This window comes from Paracidobacterium acidisoli, assembly GCF_003428625.2.
Lineage (GTDB): Bacteria > Acidobacteriota > Terriglobia > Terriglobales > Acidobacteriaceae > Paracidobacterium > Paracidobacterium acidisoli.
The window spans coordinates 172,310-194,912 of the sequence record NZ_QVQT02000005.1 but is presented as its reverse complement, the minus strand read 5'-3'; the positions used below and the strand labels follow the sequence as shown (position 1 = coordinate 194,912).

17 protein-coding genes are annotated in these 22,603 nt (G+C 55.5%); 13 read left to right on the top strand and 4 right to left on the bottom strand.

Annotated elements, in window-relative coordinates; all coding sequences use genetic code 11:
- The first annotated feature begins 230 nt into the window (after positions 1-230).
- The 3 genes from D0Y96_RS14825 to D0Y96_RS14815 all read left to right on the top strand — a co-directional run bounded on the left by D0Y96_RS14825 (position 231) and on the right by D0Y96_RS14815 (position 2,715).
- Positions 231-1,358, top strand: a complete 1,128-nt coding sequence (locus D0Y96_RS14825) for a DUF6807 family protein (protein ID WP_158562407.1) — start codon at positions 231-233, stop codon at positions 1,356-1,358.
- A gap of 33 nt (positions 1,359-1,391) precedes the next feature.
- Positions 1,392-2,171 (top strand): SDR family NAD(P)-dependent oxidoreductase, encoded by a 780-nt coding sequence (locus tag D0Y96_RS14820; protein ID WP_117301383.1) that lies wholly within the window; start codon positions 1,392-1,394, stop codon positions 2,169-2,171.
- A gap of 181 nt (positions 2,172-2,352) precedes the next feature.
- Positions 2,353-2,715 carry a group III truncated hemoglobin gene (locus D0Y96_RS14815; protein WP_199480341.1) on the top strand — a complete coding sequence of 121 codons (363 nt, stop codon included), beginning with the start codon at positions 2,353-2,355 and terminating at the stop codon, positions 2,713-2,715.
- Positions 2,716-2,793: 78 nt separating this feature from the next.
- Here D0Y96_RS14815 and D0Y96_RS14810 read toward each other — a convergent pair whose 3' ends face one another.
- Positions 2,794-3,411 (bottom strand): carboxymuconolactone decarboxylase family protein, encoded by a 618-nt coding sequence (locus D0Y96_RS14810; RefSeq protein WP_117301379.1) that lies wholly within the window; start codon positions 3,409-3,411, stop codon positions 2,794-2,796.
- A gap of 16 nt (positions 3,412-3,427) precedes the next feature.
- A complete protein-coding gene (locus D0Y96_RS14805) occupies positions 3,428-6,436 on the bottom strand; it encodes a TonB-dependent receptor (protein ID WP_158562406.1) in 3,009 nt (1,002 codons plus the stop codon).
- A 188-nt stretch (positions 6,437-6,624) separates the two neighbouring features.
- On the opposite strand from D0Y96_RS14805, the gene D0Y96_RS14800 reads away from it, so the two are divergent.
- From D0Y96_RS14800 to D0Y96_RS14775, 7 genes are all read left to right on the top strand, one after another.
- Positions 6,625-7,947 carry an APC family permease gene (locus tag D0Y96_RS14800; RefSeq protein ID WP_117301374.1) on the top strand — a complete coding sequence of 441 codons (1,323 nt, stop codon included), beginning with the start codon at positions 6,625-6,627 and terminating at the stop codon, positions 7,945-7,947.
- A gap of 12 nt (positions 7,948-7,959) precedes the next feature.
- Positions 7,960-8,532 (top strand): carboxymuconolactone decarboxylase family protein, encoded by a 573-nt coding sequence (locus D0Y96_RS14795; RefSeq protein WP_117301372.1) that lies wholly within the window; start codon positions 7,960-7,962, stop codon positions 8,530-8,532.
- Positions 8,533-8,549: 17 nt separating this feature from the next.
- Positions 8,550-9,089 (top strand): carboxymuconolactone decarboxylase family protein, encoded by a 540-nt coding sequence (locus D0Y96_RS14790; protein ID WP_117301370.1) that lies wholly within the window; start codon positions 8,550-8,552, stop codon positions 9,087-9,089.
- Between the two features lie 19 nt (positions 9,090-9,108).
- Complete coding sequence (locus tag D0Y96_RS14785; protein ID WP_117301368.1) at positions 9,109-10,413, top strand: MFS transporter; 1,305 nt, start codon at positions 9,109-9,111, stop codon at positions 10,411-10,413.
- A complete protein-coding gene (locus D0Y96_RS14780) occupies positions 10,400-11,044 on the top strand; it encodes a carboxymuconolactone decarboxylase family protein (RefSeq protein ID WP_199480339.1) in 645 nt (214 codons plus the stop codon). The genes D0Y96_RS14785 and D0Y96_RS14780 overlap by 14 nt, the downstream gene beginning before the upstream one ends.
- A 567-nt stretch (positions 11,045-11,611) precedes the next feature.
- Complete coding sequence (locus D0Y96_RS20465; protein ID WP_117301917.1) at positions 11,612-13,216, top strand: M14 family zinc carboxypeptidase; 1,605 nt, start codon at positions 11,612-11,614, stop codon at positions 13,214-13,216.
- Entirely contained in the window at positions 13,125-14,348 is a 1,224-nt protein-coding gene (locus D0Y96_RS14775) for a S9 family peptidase (protein ID WP_350449096.1), read from the top strand. Before D0Y96_RS20465 ends, D0Y96_RS14775 begins: the two co-directional genes overlap by 92 nt.
- A 311-nt stretch (positions 14,349-14,659) precedes the next feature.
- On the opposite strand, the gene D0Y96_RS14770 is transcribed toward D0Y96_RS14775, so the two are convergent.
- Together D0Y96_RS14770 and D0Y96_RS14765 are read right to left on the bottom strand one after the other, a co-directional pair.
- The gene (locus tag D0Y96_RS14770; RefSeq protein ID WP_117301362.1) at positions 14,660-15,322 is read right to left on the bottom strand and encodes a response regulator; all 663 of its coding nucleotides are present in this window, start codon (positions 15,320-15,322) and stop codon (positions 14,660-14,662) included.
- Positions 15,319-16,713, bottom strand: coding sequence for an ATP-binding protein (locus D0Y96_RS14765; protein WP_158562404.1), 1,395 nt, complete (start codon positions 16,711-16,713; stop codon positions 15,319-15,321). Before D0Y96_RS14765 ends, D0Y96_RS14770 begins: the two co-directional genes overlap by 4 nt.
- Before the next feature lie 210 nt (positions 16,714-16,923).
- On the opposite strand from D0Y96_RS14765, the gene D0Y96_RS14760 reads away from it, so the two are divergent.
- From D0Y96_RS14760 to D0Y96_RS14750, 3 genes are read left to right on the top strand one after another with little or no spacing between them, the layout of a single operon-like run.
- Positions 16,924-18,264 carry a TolC family protein gene (locus D0Y96_RS14760; RefSeq protein WP_252263814.1) on the top strand — a complete coding sequence of 447 codons (1,341 nt, stop codon included), beginning with the start codon at positions 16,924-16,926 and terminating at the stop codon, positions 18,262-18,264.
- On the top strand, positions 18,261-19,403 hold the full coding sequence (locus D0Y96_RS14755; RefSeq protein ID WP_252263813.1) for an efflux RND transporter periplasmic adaptor subunit: 1,143 nt from the start codon (positions 18,261-18,263) through the stop codon (positions 19,401-19,403). Before D0Y96_RS14760 ends, D0Y96_RS14755 begins: the two co-directional genes overlap by 4 nt.
- Complete coding sequence (locus tag D0Y96_RS14750; protein WP_117301358.1) at positions 19,400-22,540, top strand: efflux RND transporter permease subunit; 3,141 nt, start codon at positions 19,400-19,402, stop codon at positions 22,538-22,540. The genes D0Y96_RS14755 and D0Y96_RS14750 overlap by 4 nt, the downstream gene beginning before the upstream one ends.
- Positions 22,541-22,603 lie beyond the last annotated feature (63 nt).

Sequence of the window (22,603 nt, the reverse complement as noted above, 5' to 3'; positions counted from 1 at the left end):
CTTCAGGCAGGCACACGTAAGACCCTGAAACGAGTGTCAGTTCTTCAGCCGGACGCGCAGAGCGGGTCAATTACCGTGGCGCACTGGAAACAGAAGTTGTATCAGGTCGGCATGCGTCTGATCCAATTTGCCGTCAGGAGTTCGTCATTTGGTGACCAGTAAGAATGAGGTCAGGATGCACAGACCATACGCCGACTACCACAACAACAAGCAACAGTAGAGGAATATCCATGTCGTTTCGAGCACTGCAAGTCGCAGCCATCCTTGGGGTCAGCGCCTTCCTGGCATTAGCGAGCGGACCTTCAGGATTGGCACAGAATACTCCTCGTACTCCCACGGGAACTTTCAGCCTGGTTTCCGTGCCCAGCGGGATGGAGCTTCTTGCTCCTGATGGAAAGGTGGTTCTGGAATACGTGACGGTGCGGCCCGATAATATCGGACTAACAGCACCGAGTGCCGCGTACTTCGATCCCGTCAATACACCTTCCGGTGAGCGCGTAACCAATGTCGCGCCCAATGATCATCCCCATCATCGCGGGATCTTTTTTGGATTCATGAATTCGGAGTTTCATGTTCCCAGCGATTATCGTAATGCGGCACCAGACCACGCGGTGAAAGGTTTTACCGTCGAACGCGGCGATTTCTGGGCATGGGGAGCCTACGCGCCGCGCGAAGGACGCATCATCCAAAACCGCAGTGTGAAGCTGATCGAAGCAGACGCGGATCACGCTCAGGTTGAGATTCATAACGACTGGCTGATTGATAACCACAAGATGCTCGATGAGACCGATGAGGCAATCGTAAGCGAGCACGATGGCATGTATGTTCTGGATCTCTATTACCGGCTTGCGCCGCTTTACGATTACGAGATTCTTCAGAGTGCGTTCGGAGGCTTTGACTTCCAGGCGCAGAAATATGGGGAATCCTACTTTTCAACCGCTGCAGGAAAAGTAACGCTTCCGGACCCGCACTATTCGTATCCGCTCACAGATTGGCCGTCGGAGCCGTGGTACGACTACACGATCAAGCTGGCATCCGATGGCAAAACCGTTGGAGCTGCGGTGATTGATCACCCTCTGAACCCGCCGTCGCTATGGCACAACGCGCGCTACCTCTGGATGGTCTCTCCGTGCATCACTGCGCTTGGACCCTTGACGATTACTCCGAATGCGGCGCTGACACTCCGCTACAGGGTCGTGGTACACGACGGCCCTCCACAGACCGATGCCATTCAAAAACTCGCGGAGGAGTGGCGTGGAAAGAATGAAGATCCGTTCGTTCACCCTACCAAAACTTACAACGATATGCTTCCGCCGCACACCACTTATTACAATACCGTTCTTTCCCAACTTCCTTAATCACTCTGACAGGAACAAATGCGAGGGGCATAAATGGACACTCAAATCAAAGGAAAAACTGCATGTGTTACTGCCGGGGCTCATGGGATCGGTGAAGCGATCGCCGATCTGCTGACAGAAGAAGGAGCCCATGTATTTGTGGCCGATCTGGATGGCGCTGCGCTTCGTGAGACGGCCTCACGGCGAGCCGGAGTGATTGAAGCAGACCTTGCAACTGCCGAAGGGGTGAATGATCTGGTTTCAGAGGTGCGGAAAACCTTCGGCGGCCCTCCCGATATCCTGGTCAACAATCTTGGTGTCGGAGATGCAGCTTCGTTTGAAGAAATTTCTGATGAGCGGTGGGCAGACAGCCTTGCCGTCAACCTGATGGGTACGATCCGCATCTGCCGTGCCCTGCTGCCGGAGATGGCTAAACGAGGTTCGGGCTCGGTGGTAAATATTGGTTCCGACCTGGCCAAACAGCCGGAACCTACCATGATGGACTATGGAGTCTGCAAGGCGGGCCTGCTTTATCTGACGAAAGCTCTGGCCCGGCAGTATATTTCGCAAGTCCGTGTAAATGTGGTTCTCCCAGGACCTATCTGGTCGCGGATGTGGACTCGACCGGGTGGAATTGTGGATCAGCTGGTAGCCCAATATAACGTCGATAGAGAGGAAGCATTGGAGCGATTCCTGAAAGAACGATACATGCCTATGGGAATCGGGCAACCTCAGGATGTAGCCCAGGCCGTGGTATTTTTGGCTTCGCCGCTCGCGAAGTTCATCACCGGGGCCAGCCTTGACATCGGGGGCACCCTGCGCAGCCTTATTTGATGGATAGACCCTCTTTCCACGCATTTAGCGGGGCTGCCTGATCTCAGGCAGCCGCCGCGATTCGCAGTGGTTCCAGACGCCAGAAAACCGGACAGTTCGCAGACGAGTCAGGAATGTCCCTGTTCAGGTTTCACGTAACCGACCATCAGGTATTCTGTAGCCAGAATGAGACAGGTTCATCATGGATCCTGATATTTCTGAGGCTCAGATCAGCACACTCGTAGATGCCTTCTATACGAAGGTCCGGCATGACCCCGAGATTGGCCCTATCTTTAATGCCGTCGTTGATGACTGGCCTTATCATCTCGCCGTACTGAAAGATTTCTGGTCCTCCATATTGCTCGCCACCGGCCGATACAAGGGCAATCCCATGATGCGACATCTCCAACTCGGACTGGACCCACAACACTTTGAGCGCTGGCTCTCTCTTTTCGCCGAGACCGCCTGCGAGACCTTTCCACCAGAGGGTGCTGCACTCGTTGTCGAAAAATCCCGCCGGATTGCTCAAAACCTTCAGAGCGTCACTGCCAGCACAAGGGTATGAACGACAGGCGTATGCGTTACAGAAAATTGGCCGGCAAGATGTGGCGCCCAGCAGTTAATCGGCGCTCTTCATCTGCAATCAGGTAAATTGCAGCGACAGCAGGTTCTGAGCCGGCAGACCGAATGCATTCGCGACACGATTACAAAAGCCCATCATGGCGGCAACGTGCACGGCCTCGGCAATTTGCTCTTCCTGCCAGCCGAGGCTGCGCATGTGCGCCACGTCCTCCGGCGTTGTTTTGAATGATTCGCGCTCCACTTTGCCGAGATAAAGGAGCAGCTCTCGCTCAGCCTCAGAAAGTCCAGTGAGAATGCCTGCGGCGAGGTCATCCACCGTTTGTCTCGATGCTCCATGCACCATTAGGAAAAAGCCGTGGCTGTCGAAACAGTAGGGGCAGGCATTGAGCTGCGAAACATACGTCGCAATCAGCTCTTTCTGCCGCCTGGTCAGAGCACCCTCACAGAAGAGCAGCGACGAAGAAATGTCGACCATCTGGCGGACGAATGCCGGATTGATGCCGAAACATTTCAAAATCCCTGGAACGTCCTGCCGTCCCGTCTGATCGCGGAAGTATTGATAAGCAGCCGCAGTTTCTCCCGTCGCTTCATCTTCCTCGATCAGGCGGATTTTTGTTTCTGTCTGAGCTGGCCTTTCAGCCTTCAGCCTGGAAAGCAATTCGTATTCGGGACGGCTCATGGGCTCACCTGTTCGTTCAAAAACTGAGCTTCATCGCCACCTGAAACGCTCTTGGCCCTCCCGAGCCGAAAACGCCACCCGCAGTGGATACCGGCCGGCCAAAGCTGGATGAGTAGCCGGGGTTGTTCGTGTCGGGTGAAAGGGTGTTGGCGAAACCGGAGTAGTTGAGATTGCTGACTCCAAGAATATTGGTCACGTTGAAGATGTTGAAGGACTCTCCTATGAGATCAACATGGAGGCGGTCAAAAAAGGCAAAGGTGCGGTCGAGGCGGAAGTCGAGCGAGTTAAAGCTGTCGTTGAAATTGGCGCGGCTGCTGATCTGAGGAAGGATCACATAGCTGCTGGTGCTGGCTTCGTACACACCTCCTGCTGCGTTGGTACGGGCGATGAACGCATTCAGCTCCTGGGCAGTGTGAAACTCGCGTCCCCCTGCATTGCGCTGGATCGTCGGCACACGCTCGCTGCCGTCGGGCAAAAGAATATCCATAGGCACGCCGGAGGCGATGGTCCAGATGGGGGCGAAGCGGAGCCTGAGCGGGAGATAGGCTACACCCGACATCACCAGGCGATGCCTCTGATCATTCGGCGGAGGACCGTATTCGAGCTGCAGATTATTCGGATCGATCGGCGAATATTCAAACGGTATCTGGTCGTCATTGGCGTAGTTGTAGGATTTGGCCAGCGTGTAGGCTGCGTCGAACTCGCCGTAATGCGAGATATGATCGCGTACGGTGACCCATAGCGCGTCGTATTTTGTGTTGACCGCGGATTCGAGGTCAGTCACTTCGTCCGGCCCCTGCGTCAGAGGGTTGTAGACCGAGCCGACCGGCCGACCAATAATAAAGCGCGTTCCGAGATTGTGAATTCCGTCTACCTTGACGAGAAGGTCGTTGCCTATTTGCTTTCCGACCCCCAGGTTGAACTGCTGCACCATCGGATTGCGCAGGCGATTGTTAATGATGTCGATGCCCGTCGCGCCTGCGCCTGTAAATGGAAATCCGCTGAAGGGGCTGGAGAGCAGCTCCGGCGTGCCTGGTCTGAAGGTGCCGTCCGGGTTCAGATAAACAGGGTTGCCATTCTGATCCGTTACGGCATTGCCTGCGGTAACATTCAGCGCGAGCGCGCGGCCATCCAGACCTTTTTCCAGCGACATGATCTCGAGCACGACGCGGTCATAGTAGACGCCGTATCCGCCATGAACGCTGAGGTGCGGATTGAATGTGTAATTCCAGCCAATGCGTGGACCCCAGTTGCCATAATCGCGATGCCGCGTGCCCTGGTAGAACGAATCCACGATCGGGTTTCGGTTCGCATACCAACTGAGATTATTCAGATTGGTGTCCATTTCCCAGCGCAGGCCGAGGTTCAGGGTCAGGTTCGGCACGACCTTCCAGTCGTCCTGCGCAAAGCCGGCCATGTGGTAACTGCCGTTGTCAGGCAGCACAAGCGGCCGGTCAGGGGTGGAACTCCGCAGTGCGACGGCGAAGAGCAGATCATTGTCGTCTACCTTGCCATCTCCGTTGCGGTCAAAATCGGGAAAATCCTCAACTGCCTGAATATTGCCCTGCTGAAATACTCCCAGATAGAAGTATGCGTCGATCCACTGCAGCTCGCCGCCGAAGCTCAACGTATGATTACGGCGCGCCCATGTCACCGTGTCATCGCCCTGCAGACGGAACTGCTGCGTCTTCTGCGGAACACGATAGGTCGCGCCGTCATCGAGATCAGGGAAGGTGATCTGCGGCGCATTCGAAGTGGGATAAATCGCATTGGCGAAGTTGTTGTCCGCGAAGCTGGCGCGGTTGATAAGCGATGGCGTAAATATGTGAACCCAGTCTGCAACAAGGCCCTGCAGATGGTTCCCGGATGTCTGCCGGTAGGCCGCGGTGCCCAGCGAGCGGTCCAGCTCGCTCTGACTCAGGTCGTCTTCCAGCTCAAGCGACTGGCGGAAACCGATGCGGTCGCGCGGAGTCACCTGCCAGTCAAGCTTCTCCGTTGTCAGGTAATCGTGCAGGGGCGCTGTGGCGAATGTTTCGTTGATTGTTTTGTTCGTGGTATCGCGCACACCTGTCAGATCCGCGCCAAGCTGTTGCCTGTCTTCCATCGCAACGAACCACCAGGCCTTATCACGATGGAAAGGTCCGCCGATCTCGCCGGCATACTGTTGACGGTGAAACGGCGGCACACTGCCGACACTGGGATCGTAGGTTGCTGGCAGCGCCTGCAGCACGCGGTCACGCTCATACATGGACACGCCGCCGTGCAGGTTGTTGGTTCCCTGCCGCGTAACCACGTTAATCACGGACGAGCCTGAGCGGCCCAGCTCCGCAGAAAAACGGTTGGTTGCAATCTGAAACTCCTGCACCGCGTCTTCGGGTATATTCACGAGCGAGCCGCCAACCACATCATCATTGTTGTCCGCGCCATCGATGGTTACACTGCCACCGCGCCCAACCTGTCCGGCAGAAGAGATGAGAAAGGTGTTCTCCTTGGTGGGGTCGAAGTTCGGCGCGGGAGCATTGCCGGGAACGAGGAGCGCGAGTTCAAGATAGTTGCGTCCGTTCAAGGGCAGCGTCTCGATCTGGCGCGCGTTGATCACTCCTCCAACAACGGAAGTTGTGGTGTCGACGCCCTGCTGCGTGTCTCCCCTGACCGTGACCTGGGTATGGCTGCTGCCGGGCTGCAGCCTGATCGGCAGGTTCCTGTCCTCGCCAACGAGGAGAACGATCTCCTGCTGAAAAGCCGCAAATCCCGAAACCGATGCGACGGACAAACTGTAACGAGCCGCCGGAAGAGTGCTGAAGAAAAAGTTCCCATCACGCTGGGTAGTAAAGGTGCGGACTGTACCCTGTGCGAGGTTCGTAAGTGTCACGGCCGCTCCCCCCACAGTGCTGCCAGCAGGATCTGCAACCGTGCCGCCAATACTCGCGACAGCAAGCTGTTGTGCATCGAGGACAAACGGGAAAACAGCAAGAAGCGAGCACAGCGCTACAAATGCAGCTCTGCGAAAAACAGATTTGTGCAAGACTTCCTCCGTCGAACCAGCCTCAAACAATGACAACTTTGTCCGGCTCTTTTCGCGATAGGGGGATTGAACTAGCGGCACATTACTCAACCCAGGCAGAGAGTGTCTTGGACCCAGAGAATGGACTCTGTCTCCACCCAAAGGTGGATATACGGCCTTTTGGCGCCTGGCGTAAGATGCGTTCCTGAATGGAACAACGCAGGCAAATCGGGCTGGCTGCGGCGATAGCCGTCGTTACGGGAGAGTCGATTGCGCTGGGAATTTTTCTTACTCCAGCGGCCATGGCCAAATCGCTCGGCTCGCCCGCGCTGCTCGCTGCAGTGTGGTGCGGCATGGCAGTGATGGCTTTCAGCGGAGCGCTCTGCTATGCGGAACTGGCGATCCGGTACCCGAGGGCGGGAGGCGAGTATGTGTATCTGCGCGAGGGCTACGGCCCGCGCATCGCTTTTCTCTACGGCTGGATGTCCGCCGCGGTAGTCGACCCTGGAATTGCCGCCGCGCTCGCGGTGGGTGCTCTGCCCTACGTCGAGACATTGATCCACCTTCCACCGAGGCTGGCCACGTTTCTTCCAGCGCTCGCTCTGCTGGCGATCTGCGCGGTGAACTACGCCGGGACCCGGCTGAGCAGCGGAGTCATGGCCACTGCCAATCTGCTGAAGATCGCTGTGCTGGTGGCGCTGGTGGCATGGGCTTGGCTTTCGGGTCATGCCTCTTCTGCAAATCTGTTACCGCTTACGGTGCGGCGTACCGGGTCCGATCCTCTTTTTGCTGCTATTGCCGGAGCCATTGTCAGCGCATTCTTCAGCTTTGGCGGCTGGTGGGAGGCCGGAAAACTTGCAGGTGAAATACGCAATCCGAAACGCAACCTGCCTCTTGCTTTTACCTTCGGAGTCCTGCTGGTCACGGTCGTCTACCTGCTTGTCAGCGCAGCCTTCCTCTCCGTTGTGCCGGTGGAGCACATCACTTCCAACACCGCCTTCGTCGCACAGTTCGGGGAAGCACTCTTTGGACATGCAGGGGGAAGAGTCCTGTCTGTGTGTGTGCTGCTTTCCGTACTTGGCGGGCTGCTGGCGCTGACCATGGCCGCTCCGCGCGTTTACTACGCAATGGCGCGCGATGGCGAATTTTTCTCCGTGTTCGGCAGACTGCATCCTCTCTTTGGAACGCCCGCAAACGCAATTCTGCTGCAGACATGCATGGCGCTGCTGATTCTTCTCTTCGGCGCCTTCGACCGCATCCTGGCCTACATTATTTTTTCCGCCGTATGTTTTCTCGCGCTGTCGGTTTCCACGCTGTTCCGGCTGAAGGAGCCGGTACGGCGGTGGTGGTACCCCGCGGCGCCGATCGTATTTCTCTTCTGCGCTGTTGTCATCGCGCTTCTGATTCTGCTGCACAGCCCGGTTCCCGCACTGGTGGGCGTCACGGTTGTACTCGCGGGCGGAATGCTGCTGCGGCGCTTCAGTGGAACGACAGCACAAACCGCTCCCGCAACCCAATCCTCTTTACCGTGATAAGGAGTTCTTATGCCGCACATCGCTTTGCCTGAGGGGCTGCCCGGAATACGCGGCGCCATGGCGTTCCGTCCCGAAACAGCGAAGCCGCTGAATGAGCTTGTCGAAGTGCTGCTGCACAACCCCGGCACACTCTCCGAAGGCGAGCGCGAGCTGATCGCTACCTATGTCTCCTATCTCAATGATTGCCACTATTGCCAGTCGATCCACGGTGCCATTGCCGCCGCCCATCTGAACGGCGACGAGGAACTGGTACGGCGGGTGAAAGCTGACTTCCAGCACGCGGCCATCCCGGATAAGTTAAAGGCGCTGCTGGTTATTGTAGCCAAAGTGCAGAAGGGCGGCAGGAGCGTGACCACCGAAGATGTGGCAGCGGCGCGCAGGCTGGGGGCAACCGACCATGAAATTCACGACACAGTGCTCATCGCCGCAGCCTTCTGCATGTACAACCGCTATGTCGACGGGCTGGATACCATACAACCTCACGACGAGGCTATGTACCGCGAGCGCGGCAAAGCGGTGGCCCGCGAAGGCTATGTCGCCATCAGCAAAACCTATTTGCCTGCGGAACCTGTCGCTCGTTAAAGCCAGGAGAAGAAAATATGCCTCACATCGCCCTGCCCGAAGGACTTCCCGGCATCAGCGCCGGCTTTGCCTTCCGTCCTGAGACAGCCAGGCCCATGCGCGAGCTCGCGCATATTCTGTTGCACCAGCCCAACAGCCTTACACCCGGCGAGCGCGAACTGATTGCTACCTATGTCTCGTCAGAGAATGATTGCTACTTCTGCCAGACGAGCCACGGAGCGGCGGCCGCGTGCCATCTTGGCAACGCAGAGACGGTGAAGCAGGTAAAGACCGATTTTCTGAACGCTCCCATATCTCCAAAGTTAAAGGCGCTGCTGGCCATTGCAGCCAAAGTGCAGAAAGGCGGCAGGAGTGTGACCGCCGAAGATGTGGCAGCGGCGCGCAGGCAGGGCGCAACCGACCATGAAATTCACGACACGGTGCTCATCGCCGCAGCCTTCTGCATGTACAACCGCTATGTCGACGGACTGGACACATGGCAGCCGCGCGACGAGTCCATGTATGCCGAGATGGGACGTCACCTCGCGGAGTCCGGCTACCTGAAGCCCTCGCGCTAACACGTAAGCGGAGATTCGTGTGAGGAATCCGAAACACCATTCCGCTGACAGCGAAGAAAGCCTGCGCTACACAGGCTGGCGTATCGTCATCGTGTGCCAGCTTGGAGTGATGGTGGGCTTTGCCACGACCTTCATCTATAGCTTCAGCCTGATGATGAAGTCGTGGCAGCATGACTTCGGGTGGAACCGCGAGCAGATCTCGCAGGGCTTCAGCCTGGCGGCAATCACCGTCGCCATCTGCTCTCCGCTCATGGGCAAGCTGCTTGACCGATTCGAGCCGCGCAGTCTCATCGCACCCTGCATGGCGGTATTCGGCCTGGGGATGGCTTCCCTCGCCTTTCTTACTCCTAGCCTCACTCGTTACTACGCTACGGCTGTTGTGATTGGTGTTGCCGGAACCGGTACTTACCAGCTTGGCTATGCGCGCATAGTGGCAAGCTGGTTTGAGCACAGACTGGGCATTGCGCTGTCATTTGTGGTCGCAGGCTCGGGGCTGGGTTCGCTTTTCTTTCCGCCGCTCGTCGAACACCTGATCTCCGTTTACGGATGGCGGAACACTTATCTGTTGCTCGCATGTCTGCCGCTCTTTCTCGGCGCCCCGCTTACCTGGTTCTTCGCGCCGTCGTCGCAGGCAAAACATCGCGCTGCCAATAAGGCACAGCAGGCGGGCGAGCAGGCTCCCGGACTCGGCTGGAAGCAAGGACTGGCGTCACGCAGCTTCTGGCTGATCGCGCTGGGCATCTGCTGTATGTCGCTTGCGGAAAACGGCGCGCTTGCGCACCTGGTTCCTATGCTCAACGATCGCGGCATCTCAGCGAGAGATGCAGCATTTATCGTTTCTATTCTTGGCGGATCAAGTCTGGCCGGACGTCTGTTGCTCGGCTGGATGCTGGACTATCTCGAAGGCGCGCGCATCGCCACCGGCGCGCTGCTCCTTGCGGGCAGCGGCATTTATCTTCTTGGACATGCTCGTTCATTTCGCGCGGCAGCTATTGCCGCACTCATTGCCGGGCTGGGAATGGGCTGCGAGTTCGACCTGATTCCCTACATGCTCAAGCGCTACTTCGGCATGCGCTCGTTCTCCACCATATACGGTCTTACCTACAGCGTGTATGCCGTTGCCGGAGGCACAGCTCCGCTTTTGCTCGGGTATATCTACGATGTTACGGGTTCGTACACAAGGATACTTTCGATCTTTTCCGTAATCACGGCGGTCGTGGCCTTTGCGATGCTGCTGCTGCCCGCCTATCGTTTCGCCGCGCCGCCGGCAACGTTTTCTGAATCTCTTTCACTCGAGACGGAGGCCGCCGTTGAAAGCAATTGAGCAGGAACCCATGTATCTTCGTGAGGTCGAGGCAAACCCACAGCCCAGCCCCTATGCCAGCCTGATCGACGCAACCAAAGCGGCAGGGCGCGAGTACTGGCAGATATGGCATCTGTTTGCCTTTCGGCCTGAAGTCACTTCGCCCCTAGCAAGTTTTACGGAGGGCGTTATGCGCGCTCCTTCATCCGTCAGCCTGGGCCTGCGTGAACTGATTGCGGCGTACACCTCATGGATCAATGAGTGCCAATTTTGCTGGCGATCGCATGCCGCTGTGGCTGCAGAGCTGCTGGGCAGCGAAGAGCTGGTCCGCGCTGTTCTCAATGATCCTGAGTCCTCGCCACTGCCGGAGAACGAAAAGGCGCTTCTGCGCTTTGCTGCGAAGATCACAACGGATCTGCCGGAGATGAATCAGAGCGACGTAGATACACTGCACGCCCAGGGATGGACCGATGAAGCCATATATTTCACGATCCTCGTCGTCTCACTCTTCAACTTCTACAATCGGTGGGTCACCACCTCGGGCGTGCATCCTGTTTCCGAGGAGGCGCACCGCTCACACGGCAAGCGCCTTGCCCTCAGCGGCTATGAGCCAAAGCACAGGCTCCAGGGCATGCAAAACACTTTGTCCTGATACTGATGCCGTGGCGAAAATGCCCGCCTGCGGGCATGATCATTGGCGAACACAGATCGGCGTCCAAAAGACCGGGCGCCACAAAAGCCGTCTGTACCGAAGCGAATACAGTTCACCGGGAAATCAAAAAACCCTTGACCGCTGGCTTGACATCGCTCTGATCTGTGATAAGTCTAATACTCATGACACACTTGTCTCAGCCTTCCCACTTACAACCCACTCGCGGTTGTCAGTGTGTCATCGTTCGATGTCGCCGTTGACTTTAACTTAGTCAGAAAATCGGAATGCTCGATCCAGGCGCAGTCATTCAGGACCGCTTCTGTTAACCCGCTGTCTCTGAACCGAAAATTGCACACCCCGACTTTCTGTTCATACTGACAAGAGAGAGCTGCTTCAACGCCGCATCGGCTGCACATGGGTATGCTTTCCGCGTGCAATTCTGCCACGCTCCATGTGTGCTGGGTTCGCAGCTGAGCAGCTTCGCGCCTTTCTGTCTCTATTTCAATGGTTGTCACTTACCGAACGCGCTGCGCGGAGCTTGTTCTGCGCGTTACAGGACAGGTGTACATGAAGAAGTTCCCGCTCTTTTTTGCATTGGCCATGAATCTGGCGCTGGCGGCGTTCGCCGCTCCTGTTACGTCTCCGGAGGAAGCCTTCGGTTTTAAACCGGGAACGGATCGCCAACTGGCGGACTGGACGCAGCTGACGGCATATTTTCAGAAACTGGCCTCTCAATCCGATCGTGTCCGTTATACGGAAGTCGGCAAAACAACGGAAGGCCGTCCTTTTATTGCGGTAACTATCTCTGCCCCTGAGAATCTTGCGCACCTCGCGCATTACCTCGATATTCAAAGAAAGCTCGCCGACCCGCGAACGACCACTCCAGATGAAGCGAAGCAGCTGATCGATGAAGGAAAGACGGTTCTTGTCGTAACCTGCAACATTCATTCGACTGAGATCGCCAGCTCGCAAAGCGCCTCGGAGTTTTCCTGGCTGCTGGCGACCGGCAATACACCGGAGATTCGCTCCATACTTCACAACGACATCATTGTGCTGGTGCCATCGTTAAATCCGGATGGGCAGCAGCTCGTTGTGGACTGGTACAAGAAATATCTGGGAACGCCGTATGAAGGCGTCAGCCCGGTTGTGCTTTGGCATCACTATGTCGGACATGACGACAACCGGGACTGGGCAACCTTCACCCAGGTGGAAACGCGCCTCGCAGTCAAGCTGATCAACAAATGGCATCCGCAGATTCTTTACGACCTGCATCAGCAGGGTGCAGATTCGGCTCGCATTTATCTGCCACCTTTCGTCGATCCCTTCGATCCAAATATCGATCCTCTTCTGATCTCATCCATGAACGCCCTTGGCACAAATACGGCGCTTGAGATCGCAGAAACGGGCAAGACGGGAGTGCTGTCTTATGGCGTGTATGATTTCTGGTCTCCGCTTCGAGACTACATCTCGTATCACAACGGATTACGCATCCTTACCGAATCGGCCAGCGCGAATATTGCTTCACCCATCAGCGTTCCCTTCGACAAACTGAGCAAGGGTATCGGTTATGACGCGAAGGTCGCCACCTGGAACTTTCCGAATCCCTGGAAGGGCGGAACCTGGCGCCTGGGCGATATCGTGGATTACCAGATCGATGCCTTCTTCTCGATTACGAACAATGCCGCGATCTATCGTGAGCGTTATCTGAAGAACTTCTACCAGGTGGGACTTAACGCGGTAAATCGGAAGACCGGGCCATACGCCTTCATCGTGCCCGCGGAGCAGCAGGACCAGGCTGCAACAGCAAGGCTCATCAATACTCTGCGTACCGGCGATGTCGAGGTGGAGAAAGCCGATGCGGACTTTGACGCGGACGGACAACACTATGCGCGCAGCAGCTACATCATTCGTCTTGCACAGCCATATGGTGCTTTTGCCAAAACGCTGCTGGAGATCCAGCACTATCCGAAGATGCCCGAGTATCCGGGCGGGCCTCTGCAGCGCCCCTACGTCTGCAGCGCCCCTACGATGGTCGATTCGCCATCCCGAGTGGTCTCCCGATGGAAAGTCGCTCGCGGTTATTCTTCAGGACTCCAGATGGAACAAGATTTACCTGATCTCCGCGAATGGCGGCGAGCCCCGCGCGGTCACTACAGGCGAATCGGAGGATGAAGATCCGGTCTTCTCGAAGGACGGACGATATTTCGCTTTCGTCTCCAACCGGGAGCATCCGGAGGAGCGGCATATCTGGATCGTCTCTCCGGATGGCAGACACCTGCACCCACTTGCCTCCGTATCTTCAGGAGTGGAAGGAGAGCCGATCTGGTCGCCGGATGGACGCCAGCTTTACCTTCTGCACGATTCGTCTTTTGAATCATCCAGCCTCGCCGTCGCCCCTGTCGAAGGCGGAACAGCTCATCTGCTTCTCCGCACGCAACCGGCCAACTTCGCCGATACTGGGCTTCCGCAACCTGGGGTCGTTCACTACAAGAGCCCAGACGGTCTGGAGATAGCGGCCATTCTGTATAAGCCGCTGAACTATATAGCGGGAAAGAAATATCCCTCGGTACTTTGGATCCATGGCGGTCCCGAAGGCCAGGACACACTGGGATGGGATCCATGGGCGCTATACCTGGCTCAGCACGGATACGTCGTGCTGACTCCCAACTATCGCGGCAGCATCGGGTATGGCGAGAAGTTCCGCAATCTCAACGTGGAAGACAGTGGAGGAGGCGAGGTCGAAGATGTCGCGCAGGGCGCGCAATACCTGATCTCGCAGGGCCTGGCCGATCCTGAACGAATTGGCATAGGCGGAGGCAGTCACGGAGGAACGATGGTGGCTTATGAAGTCACCAAGAAGCCGGATATCTGGCATGCGGCTATCGAGCTCTATGGCGTAGTCGATCGAGACTCCTATATAAGGAGGACGAATCGGCCCGCAGCAATTCGCTGGATTGCCAAGATGGGAGGCACACCAGACCAGAAACCGGAGGTCTATCGCAGGGCCAACATTCTTCGGGATGTGCCGAAGATTGCTGCGCCCTTACTCATCATGCAGGGACAAAACGATCCGCAGGTTCCTCCCTACGAATCACAGCAGTTTGTCGAGGCGCTGCAGAAGGCTAAAAAGCCTTATCTGTACTTCACTTTTCCAAATGAGCTGCATGGATTTTCAGAGCGGGAGCATCACCTTGAAACATGGCGCAGAGAAGTCGCGTTCCTCAACTACTACCTGAAGCCGGAATATGGCCTCAGCATCACCTCGATACAGGATATCGTTCTGGACGAATCGAGTGTGAAATAACAACTCCGTCCGGAAGCCGAGGGGAGGGCATCTCCATGTTGTTCTCCCTTTCGGTCCACGCTTGTGCTGGTCATCGAACTATCGGCGGCCAGCATCGCTAAAGCAGTGCGGACCCAGACATCGAGGGAAACCCGCATGGCATCCCCGTATTTCGGAGCGCAATCGCCAGCATGCGATGAACTCTGCTTTATCTCAATACTTCTCTCTTCATATTTTAGATGAATCCAGGCAGAGAGAAGCTCTATCTGCGGGCTTCCAGATAAAGAAGCAGAGAACGTGGCTTAATGCTATGCAGATTCACGAGCTTTTGTTCAGGATCTTCTGTCCACCCAGTCCGCAGAGTGTTTCTCAAAGGCAATCCGTACAAGTTGGCTACGCGTTCGCACGCCAGCCTTTTGAAACAGATCCTGAATAATGGCCTTGACGGAGGTTTCGGAAGTCTGCATCTTCAGAGCGATTTCCTTATTCGTAAGCCCATCCAGGATGCCGCTCAGCACCTCGCGCTGACGGCTTGTCAGCGAAGGAGATTGTGGCTGTGAATCGCGTGCTTCGCCGGACGCCACAAGCAGGGATTGGATCGCTCCACTGTCCAGCCACATTTCTCCGCCTGCAACCCTGCGGATTGCTTCTATCAGCTGCCCAGGACCGCTGTGCTTGAAAATGATTCCAGCTACGCCGGCCTGAAGGGCGTTGCGCGTGACACTGTCGCCCATGCCAGCCGTAACCATCACAACTTTCACCTTCTTTCCGCAAGAAGAAAGCCTGCCAAGCAGGTCGGTTCCCGCCTCCTGTCCCAGATCGTAATCGAGCAGGATTACGTCCACTCTGGTGTTGCCGAGCCGTTGAAGCGCTTCCGTAATCGTCGCGCAATGGCCAGCTACCTGAAAATTCGGCTCGCTTTCAAGCAGACGCACGAGACTCTCACGAAACAGCGCGTGATCGTCAACCAACAAGATGGAAACAGGTTCTTTCACAGTGTCTTTTCAAGTGAGTTCACAGCAGGTAATTCAACAGCGAAACAGGCGCCATTGGGTACAGTTTTATAACGTAATTCACCGCCGAAGGAACGCGTAAAGGCGCGAGAAAGATAAAGACCAAGCCCTGTTGATTGCGCACCCTGCTGGAAGGGTCGAAATAATTGTTCCGGATGAGGCACTCCGCCGCCATTATCTATGAATTCTACAAGCACATGGCGACCTTCTATTCTGGCGCTTACAGATAGCAACTTCTCTTTCTTTGGCGCCATTGCCCGAATACTGTTCGTCACAAGATTGAGAAAGACCTGCATTACAGAGGACCTGTCTGCCCATACCAACGGAAGATTTGGTTCAATATTCCATGAACTCTCGATGCCCTCTTCACGCAGGGATGGTGAGATGACAATCCGAAAATCATCGAGTATGGAAGTGAGATCGATTTCTGCCCCCTGGTCTGAGGACTGCCGAAGGTCTACATCTGCGATCCGCTCCAGTGCGAGAACGAGGTTTCCAAGGGCCTCGAAATCCTTATTCTGTGCCAACAGGCCACTGCGCGAAAGGTTCTGATGAACGGCGGCGATGGCTCCGCACACATTGCGTATTTCATGCGACACGGCTCCGACAGCGATGCGTGATCCAGCCAGCACCTGATGCAGGCTGGATTCTTCATGGGTGCGAAACTCTTCCGACGTATCGAGGATCATCGCCGCAAGCCTCGAACCAGCATTTGTGCGATACGTAGAAAAGCAGATATCAGCCAAAAACACTTCGCCGTCCTCGCGCTGGCCGCGCGACTGCATCACTGCACGAAAAAGCTGGCTACCTGAATCACGCCGGGAAATATTCAGGAGTGAAGGAAAATATTGATGGATGGAGCGGTCGGGTAGCATTCCCGATGCAAGTGCCAGCATACGATGTGCTGCTTCGTTCGCCATCAGGACACGGCCATCTGAATTAGCTGTGATGATGGCAGCTGGACTGCTCTCAATCAACACTCTCAGTTGTTCTTCCGCGTCGCGCCGCGAATCTCTCTCCCGCTCAATTTCGTGAAGGTGCTTCACCGCAATTTGACGGTTCCGGTTTACCTCGCTGACAAAAAGCCCGACACAGAAAAAGGCCGCGAAGTACAGGACATCGCGCGGTATACCGGTTTTAAGCGTCCAGACAAAGGCATCGAATGCCTCTGCGAGATAGGTACACAGGGCTGCGAAAGCTGCAATTTGCCAGGGCTTCAGAACTCTTCCGATCAGCAACATCGGCAATAAGTAGAGAAATCCGAGAGGCAGTTCGTCGACTGCACGCCAGTCGAGGCACGCAATGACAGCGATCAGAATCCCTGCCTGGAGAACAACAGATTTACGGCTGCGCTGGAACAGCGATGAAAGCATGATCATCTGCCACAATTCCGGTGAGGCGCACAGAATATATTGCTGAATTCATCATGCGCTTTGAATGACGGCTTCGGAAGCACATCTGACCAAAAGATAGCCATGCGCAGCCGAAAGATAGGGTGGGCATTAGGAGCCTGGAAAGCTAAGCTACGACTTATCAGAACTTCCCGACCTATTCAGAACATTACCTATCGCACCTCTGAGGACATGCCTAAAGCTGTCCACAAACCGATATTCGCACAGCAGATTTCCATGAATCCCAGAAGACGGTCATTGCTTCGTCGCATCTTTTTTTGTCTTGTCACATGTTTAGCCGCGCTGCTTTGGAGCCAGCCCCTGCTCGCACAAAACGACTATACGTGGGATCAGATCAAGGCACGATTTGAGGCCGCAAACCCCACGTTAAAAGCGGATGCGATCAACGTGCAGGAGGTAAAGGCTGAAGAGATTACGGCTAATCTGCGCCCGAATCCACAATTCGCGTTCTCGCAGGACGGAACACAAATCGCTCCCCATAACGGAACCTGGACGCCACTCAGCGGTACTTATGTTGTTCCCACACTGAGCTATCTGCATGAGCGCGACCACAAGCGCGAATTGCGCCTTCAGAGCGCGCAGGAAGGTACGCAGATCGCGTCTTCGCAGCATGAAGATCTGGAACGCAACCTTCTCTTCAATCTACGGCTGGCATTCATACAAACTCTGCAGGCGAAGGCCATCGTGGATCTTGCCCATCAGGAGCTCGATTACTACGACAAGATTATCGACATCAGCCGCACGCGCTTTGCGAGTGGCGATCTGGCGCAGATCGACCTAGACAGAATTGAACTGCAGCGCGTGCAGTATGAATCAGATCTGCAGGCGGCTGAAGTCAACCTGCGTACGGCGAAGATTCAGCTTCTGGAGCTGCTGAATGACAAGACGCCTGTGGGTCAGTTTGATGTGCAGGGGAGTTTCGGCTTCTCTGACCAGCTAGACCCGCTGGGAGCATTTCATCAGATCGCTTTGGACAATCGGCCAGATCTGAAGGCTGCTCTGGAATCCATTCAGCAGGCGAACACAAACCATAAGCTTGCGATTGCCAATGGCTCGACAGATCCGACTTTCAGCGGCTGGTATACGTGGAACTCCTCAAATAACAACCCGAACGCTACGCAGACACTGGGGGCGAGCATCAGTATTCCTCTGCGTATATTCGACCGCAATCAGGGAGAGAAACAGCGTACGTTGCTCGATATTGATCGCAATCAGCAATTAGCAGACGCAACACAAACACAGGTCTTCAGCGATGTCGATTCGGCATATGCGCAGGTAAACAGCAATCTGATTTTGCTGCGGCCCTATAAGAACAAGTATCTGGCGCAGGCGTTGCGCGTCCGGGACACAGTTACATATGCATGGCAGCACGGCGGAGCCTCACTGATGGATTTTCTGAACGCGCAAAGCAACTACCGAGGAATACAGACGACCTATCTGCAATTGATTGGCTCGTATCTGATGGCCGCGGATCAACTGAATCTTGCTGTGGGACATGAGGTAATCCAATGATGAGCCATAGCATCGTGAGATCGGGTTGCTGTTTTGCTGTGTGTCTTTCTCTCGTGGCATGCGGCAAAAAATTCGCTCCTGCGGATGGTGCGCCTCCACAGGAGCAGATCATCGAGAACAGCAACAACGGGGTAATTAACGTTGACAATCCGAAGCAATACCCGCTGATTGCCGCAGAACAGATGGACGCTCAGGACAAACTGAGCGTGACCGGCACGGTGAATCCTGACGTTTCTCGTGAAGTCCCCGTCATCTCGCTGGCGAGCGGGCGCGTGGTTGATATTCGAGCACGTCTGGATGACAACGTAAAAAAGGGTGAACTGCTTTTGCGAGTGCAGAGCCCGGACGTCACGAACGCCTACGATACTTATCTGAAGGCTGTAAATGATGAACTGCTGGCCAATAAAGCCTACGTTCGTGCCAAAGACTTATATGCTCACGGCGCTGTTTCACTCGGCATACTCGAGCAGGCCGAGGACACGGAAAGCGATGCCAAAGCCGATCTGAATGCGTCCGAGGAACAGCTGGAAACGCTCGGCATCAACAGAAATCATCCGTCGAGCATCGTCAATGTTTATGCACCTATCTCCGGTGTCATTATCGCGCAGAACGTCACGAATGCAGCGGCAGCAGGAGTAACCTATGCCGGCTCTCCGAATGCATTCACGATTGCTGATCTGTCGGCCGTCTGGATACTTTGCGATGTCTATGAAAACGATCTGTCGAAGATTCAGCTGGGACAGACGGCGCAGATCGGGCTAAGTGCTTATCCTGGCCGGGTGCTGGCCGGTCGCATCAGCGATATTGGCCCGGTACTCGATCCAATTCTCCGTACGGCTAAAGTCCGTATCGAGGTTTCGAATGCAGGAGGGCTTCTCCGTCTGGGAATGTTTGTGACGGCGACCCTGGAGAGCAGGAAAAAGCAAGTCCACGCGGTTATACCTGCCGCTGCGATCCTTCATTTGCACGATCGCGAATGGGTATTTACTCCCGCGGGGGAAAAGCAGTTTAAGCGTGTGGAAGTGAATGTCGGCGATACGCTGCCGGGAGAAAAGCAAGAGATTCTCTCGGGGATCGAGCCCGGCCAGAAGGTAGTGGCCAGTGCTCTGCAACTGGAAGCCACTGCGGAGGCGCAATGATCCGCAGGATCGTTGATTTTTCACTTCAGAATCGCTTTCTGGCCCTGGCACTTGGAATCCTGTTGTTCATCTGGGGGATTGTTTCCTTTGAGCGCCTGCCCGTCGAGGCCTATCCGGACGTTGCCAATAATTACGTCGACGTCATCGCGCAATGGCCCGGAATTTCTGCCGAGCAGATCGAGCAGCAGGTCACTATCCCCATTGAAGTAGCAGTGAACGGTATTCCGGGGATTGCTCATGTCCGCTCATGGTCTCTCTTCGGACTTTCTACTGTGGAGATGGTCTTCGGCGAAGACACCACAAATTTCGAGAACCGTGAACGCGTGCTGGAGCGGCTTTCGCAGGTTACTTTGCCGGCAGGCGTGGTTCCACAGATGGGGACGGACTGGAGTCCGGTTGGCCAGATTTATTTTTATACCCTGCAAAGCACCAATCCTCAATACGACGTGATGGAGCTGAAGTCGCTTGAAGACTGGGTGGTGGATAAGAATCTGAAGTCGGTTCCAGGTGTAGTTGATACGAATGACTTCGGCGGTCCCACGCGCGAATATCAGGTACGCGTCGATCCTGACAAGCTGATCTCTTATGGACTGAGCATTGCTCAGGTGGAGCAGCAGCTCACAAATAACAACGCCAACGGAGGAGGCAGCTTCATTGAGGCAGGACTGCAGCAGATCAATATCCGCGAAGTGGGTCTGGTTCGGAATATTCAGGACATCGAAAACACGGTTGTCGCCAGCAAAAACGGAACAGCGATCCGCGTAAAAGATATTGCCATCGTCACCCAGGGGGCGAAGATTCGCCTCGGACAATTTGGCCAGGCATACCACCGTGAAGACGGAAAAGTTGTTGACAACAACGATGTAGTTTCAGGGATTGCTCTTCTGCAAAAGGGCGCGGACGCTGATCCGGTACTGGATGGAATTCATAAGAAAGTCCAGGAACTGAACGACCACATTCTTCCACAGGGCGTGAAGCTGGTTCCTTTTATCGACCGCAGCGATCTGATGCATTTCACCACGCATACGGTACTGCATAACCTGACTGAAGGCATCGTCCTCGTCGTTATTATTCTTTTTCTTTTTCTGGGCAATGTACGCGGGGCCCTCATTGTCGCACTCACCATTCCGTTTTCTCTGCTGTTTGCGGCTATTTGCCTGGACTTGAGACATATTCCGGCCAACCTGCTTTCACTGGGTGCGCTCGACTTCGGCATGGTGGTCGATGGCGCGGTCGTGATGGTGGAAAACATCGTCCGCCATCTTGCACGGAAGGAAGAGAACGGAAGAAAGCCGATCGAACGGATTTCTGAAGCGGCGCATGAAGTTCAGAGACCTGTCTTTTATGCCATAGCGATCATCATTTCGGCCTATCTGCCGATTTTTACGCTGCAGTCGGTGGAAGGACGGCTGTTTAAGCCCATGGCGTGGACAGTCGCGTTTGCGCTGCTGGGCGCTCTGATCTTCTCCATGGTGCTGGCCCCGGTTCTGTCCAGCTTCCTGTTCAGCAAGGGCGCCAAAGAATGGCACAACCCCATCATGACGTTTCTTACGGCACGGTACCGGAAGAGCGTCACGTGGGCCATTCATCATCGCGCCATAACAGTCGGAATTGCAGCAGCCGCGCTCTGTGTCTCTGTCTATCTTGCGTTCGGCGGACTTATCGGCTCTGAGTTCCTGCCGCATCTGGATGAAGGCGCATTGTGGGTACGCGGCATCCTGCTGCAAAGTGCGGGACCCGGCGAGGGTATCCTCGTGGCCAATGAAGCGCGAGTTGTGCTCTGTTCGTTTCCCGAGGTAACGCAATGCACCAGTCAGACGGGGCGACCGGACGACGGAACAGATCACACCGGGTTCTTCGACACAGAATATTTCGTTGACCTGAAGCCAAAGGAAGAATGGCGCCCCATGTTTCATGGACGCAAGGAAGAACTTATCGCCTCCATGAATGCAGTTCTTGAAAAGAAGTTCCCGGGCGTAATCTGGGGCTTTTCTCAGCCCATTGAAGACAACATGGAAGAGGCTGTCAGCGGCGTCAAAGGCGAGCTGGCCACCAAGATCTACGGCGATGATTTGCACGTGCTCGAACATGAAGCCGAACAGGCGGCAGCTATTATGAGCCACGTTAAAGGTATTACCGACCTTGGCGTGCTTCAGGTAACAGGTCAGCCTGATCTGAATTTCACTGTGGATCGTAAAGCTGCGGCGCGCTGGGGCATTAATGTGGCCGACGTGCAGGACGCCATCCAGACCGCGGTTGGAGGCACCGCCTTTACTCAGGTCCTGCGTGGCGAGGCCCGCTATGACCTCGTGATGCGTTACCTTCCCCAGTATCGCGACACGCGGGAAGCCATTCAGAATATTCGGCTCTTATCGCCTTCCGGCGAGCGGGTATCGCTTGGCCAGCTATGCACGGTACGAGAGGCGGATGAGGGCTCGGAAATCTATCGCGAAAATAACCAGCGGTATGTCGCCATTAAGTACAGTGTTCGCGGGCGCGATCTCGGGGGCGCGGTAGAAGAGGCTATCGGCAAGGTCAACCGCCAGATGAAGCTTCCCAGAGGTTATTACATTACCTGGGAAGGCGAATACCAGAGCGAGAAACGCGCAGCGGCGCGGCTGCTCCTGATTGTTCCTCTGACGGTTTTGCTGATCTTCATCATTCTGTATTCGATGTACAAGTCATTCAAGTGGGCGATGCTGATCCTTGCCAGCGTTGCCATGGCTCCCCTGGGGGGACTGCTGGCCCTGATGACAACAGGCACGCATTTCAGCGTTTCATCGGGCGTGGGCTTTCTCGCGCTTTTCGGAGTGTGCGTACAGACGGGTGTCATCATGCTCGAATACATCAATCAGCTTCGTGCAGATGGTCACTCGGTTGAGCACTCTGCTGTCGAGGGCGCTGTTCTGCGGCTGCGTCCCATTATGATGACGATGCTTGTCGCCACTTTTGGCCTGCTGCCGGCAGCCATGTCTCATGGAATCGGCTCCGATTCGCAGCGGCCCTTCGCCATCGTTATTGTCGGTGGATTGATCGCCGCTCTCATTATGAGCATTTTCCTGTTACCCACGCTTTACGTCTGGGCGGCTCGGGAGCAGGATGTGCTGCCACCACGATCAGAGGAGTTCGAGAACTAGCCTCAACAATGAGGCTGGTTCCCCCTCGTGCGGAAGCTGGGTGGACTGGCAATATGACAAGGC

Coding starts and splice junctions, on each gene's coding strand:
- D0Y96_RS14825 (WP_158562407.1), top strand. CDS start 231: ATGTCGTTTCGAGCACTGCAAGTCGCAGCCATCCTTGGGGTCAGCGCC.
- D0Y96_RS14820 (WP_117301383.1), top strand. CDS start 1,392: ATGGACACTCAAATCAAAGGAAAAACTGCATGTGTTACTGCCGGGGCT.
- D0Y96_RS14815 (WP_199480341.1), top strand. CDS start 2,353: ATGGATCCTGATATTTCTGAGGCTCAGATCAGCACACTCGTAGATGCC.
- D0Y96_RS14810 (WP_117301379.1), bottom strand. CDS start 3,411: ATGAGCCGTCCCGAATACGAATTGCTTTCCAGGCTGAAGGCTGAAAGG.
- D0Y96_RS14800 (WP_117301374.1), top strand. CDS start 6,625: ATGGAACAACGCAGGCAAATCGGGCTGGCTGCGGCGATAGCCGTCGTT.
- D0Y96_RS14795 (WP_117301372.1), top strand. CDS start 7,960: ATGCCGCACATCGCTTTGCCTGAGGGGCTGCCCGGAATACGCGGCGCC.
- D0Y96_RS14790 (WP_117301370.1), top strand. CDS start 8,550: ATGCCTCACATCGCCCTGCCCGAAGGACTTCCCGGCATCAGCGCCGGC.
- D0Y96_RS20465 (WP_117301917.1), top strand. CDS start 11,612: ATGAAGAAGTTCCCGCTCTTTTTTGCATTGGCCATGAATCTGGCGCTG.
- D0Y96_RS14765 (WP_158562404.1), bottom strand. CDS start 16,713: ATGCTTTCATCGCTGTTCCAGCGCAGCCGTAAATCTGTTGTTCTCCAG.
- D0Y96_RS14760 (WP_252263814.1), top strand. CDS start 16,924: ATGCCTAAAGCTGTCCACAAACCGATATTCGCACAGCAGATTTCCATG.
- D0Y96_RS14755 (WP_252263813.1), top strand. CDS start 18,261: ATGATGAGCCATAGCATCGTGAGATCGGGTTGCTGTTTTGCTGTGTGT.
- D0Y96_RS14750 (WP_117301358.1), top strand. CDS start 19,400: ATGATCCGCAGGATCGTTGATTTTTCACTTCAGAATCGCTTTCTGGCC.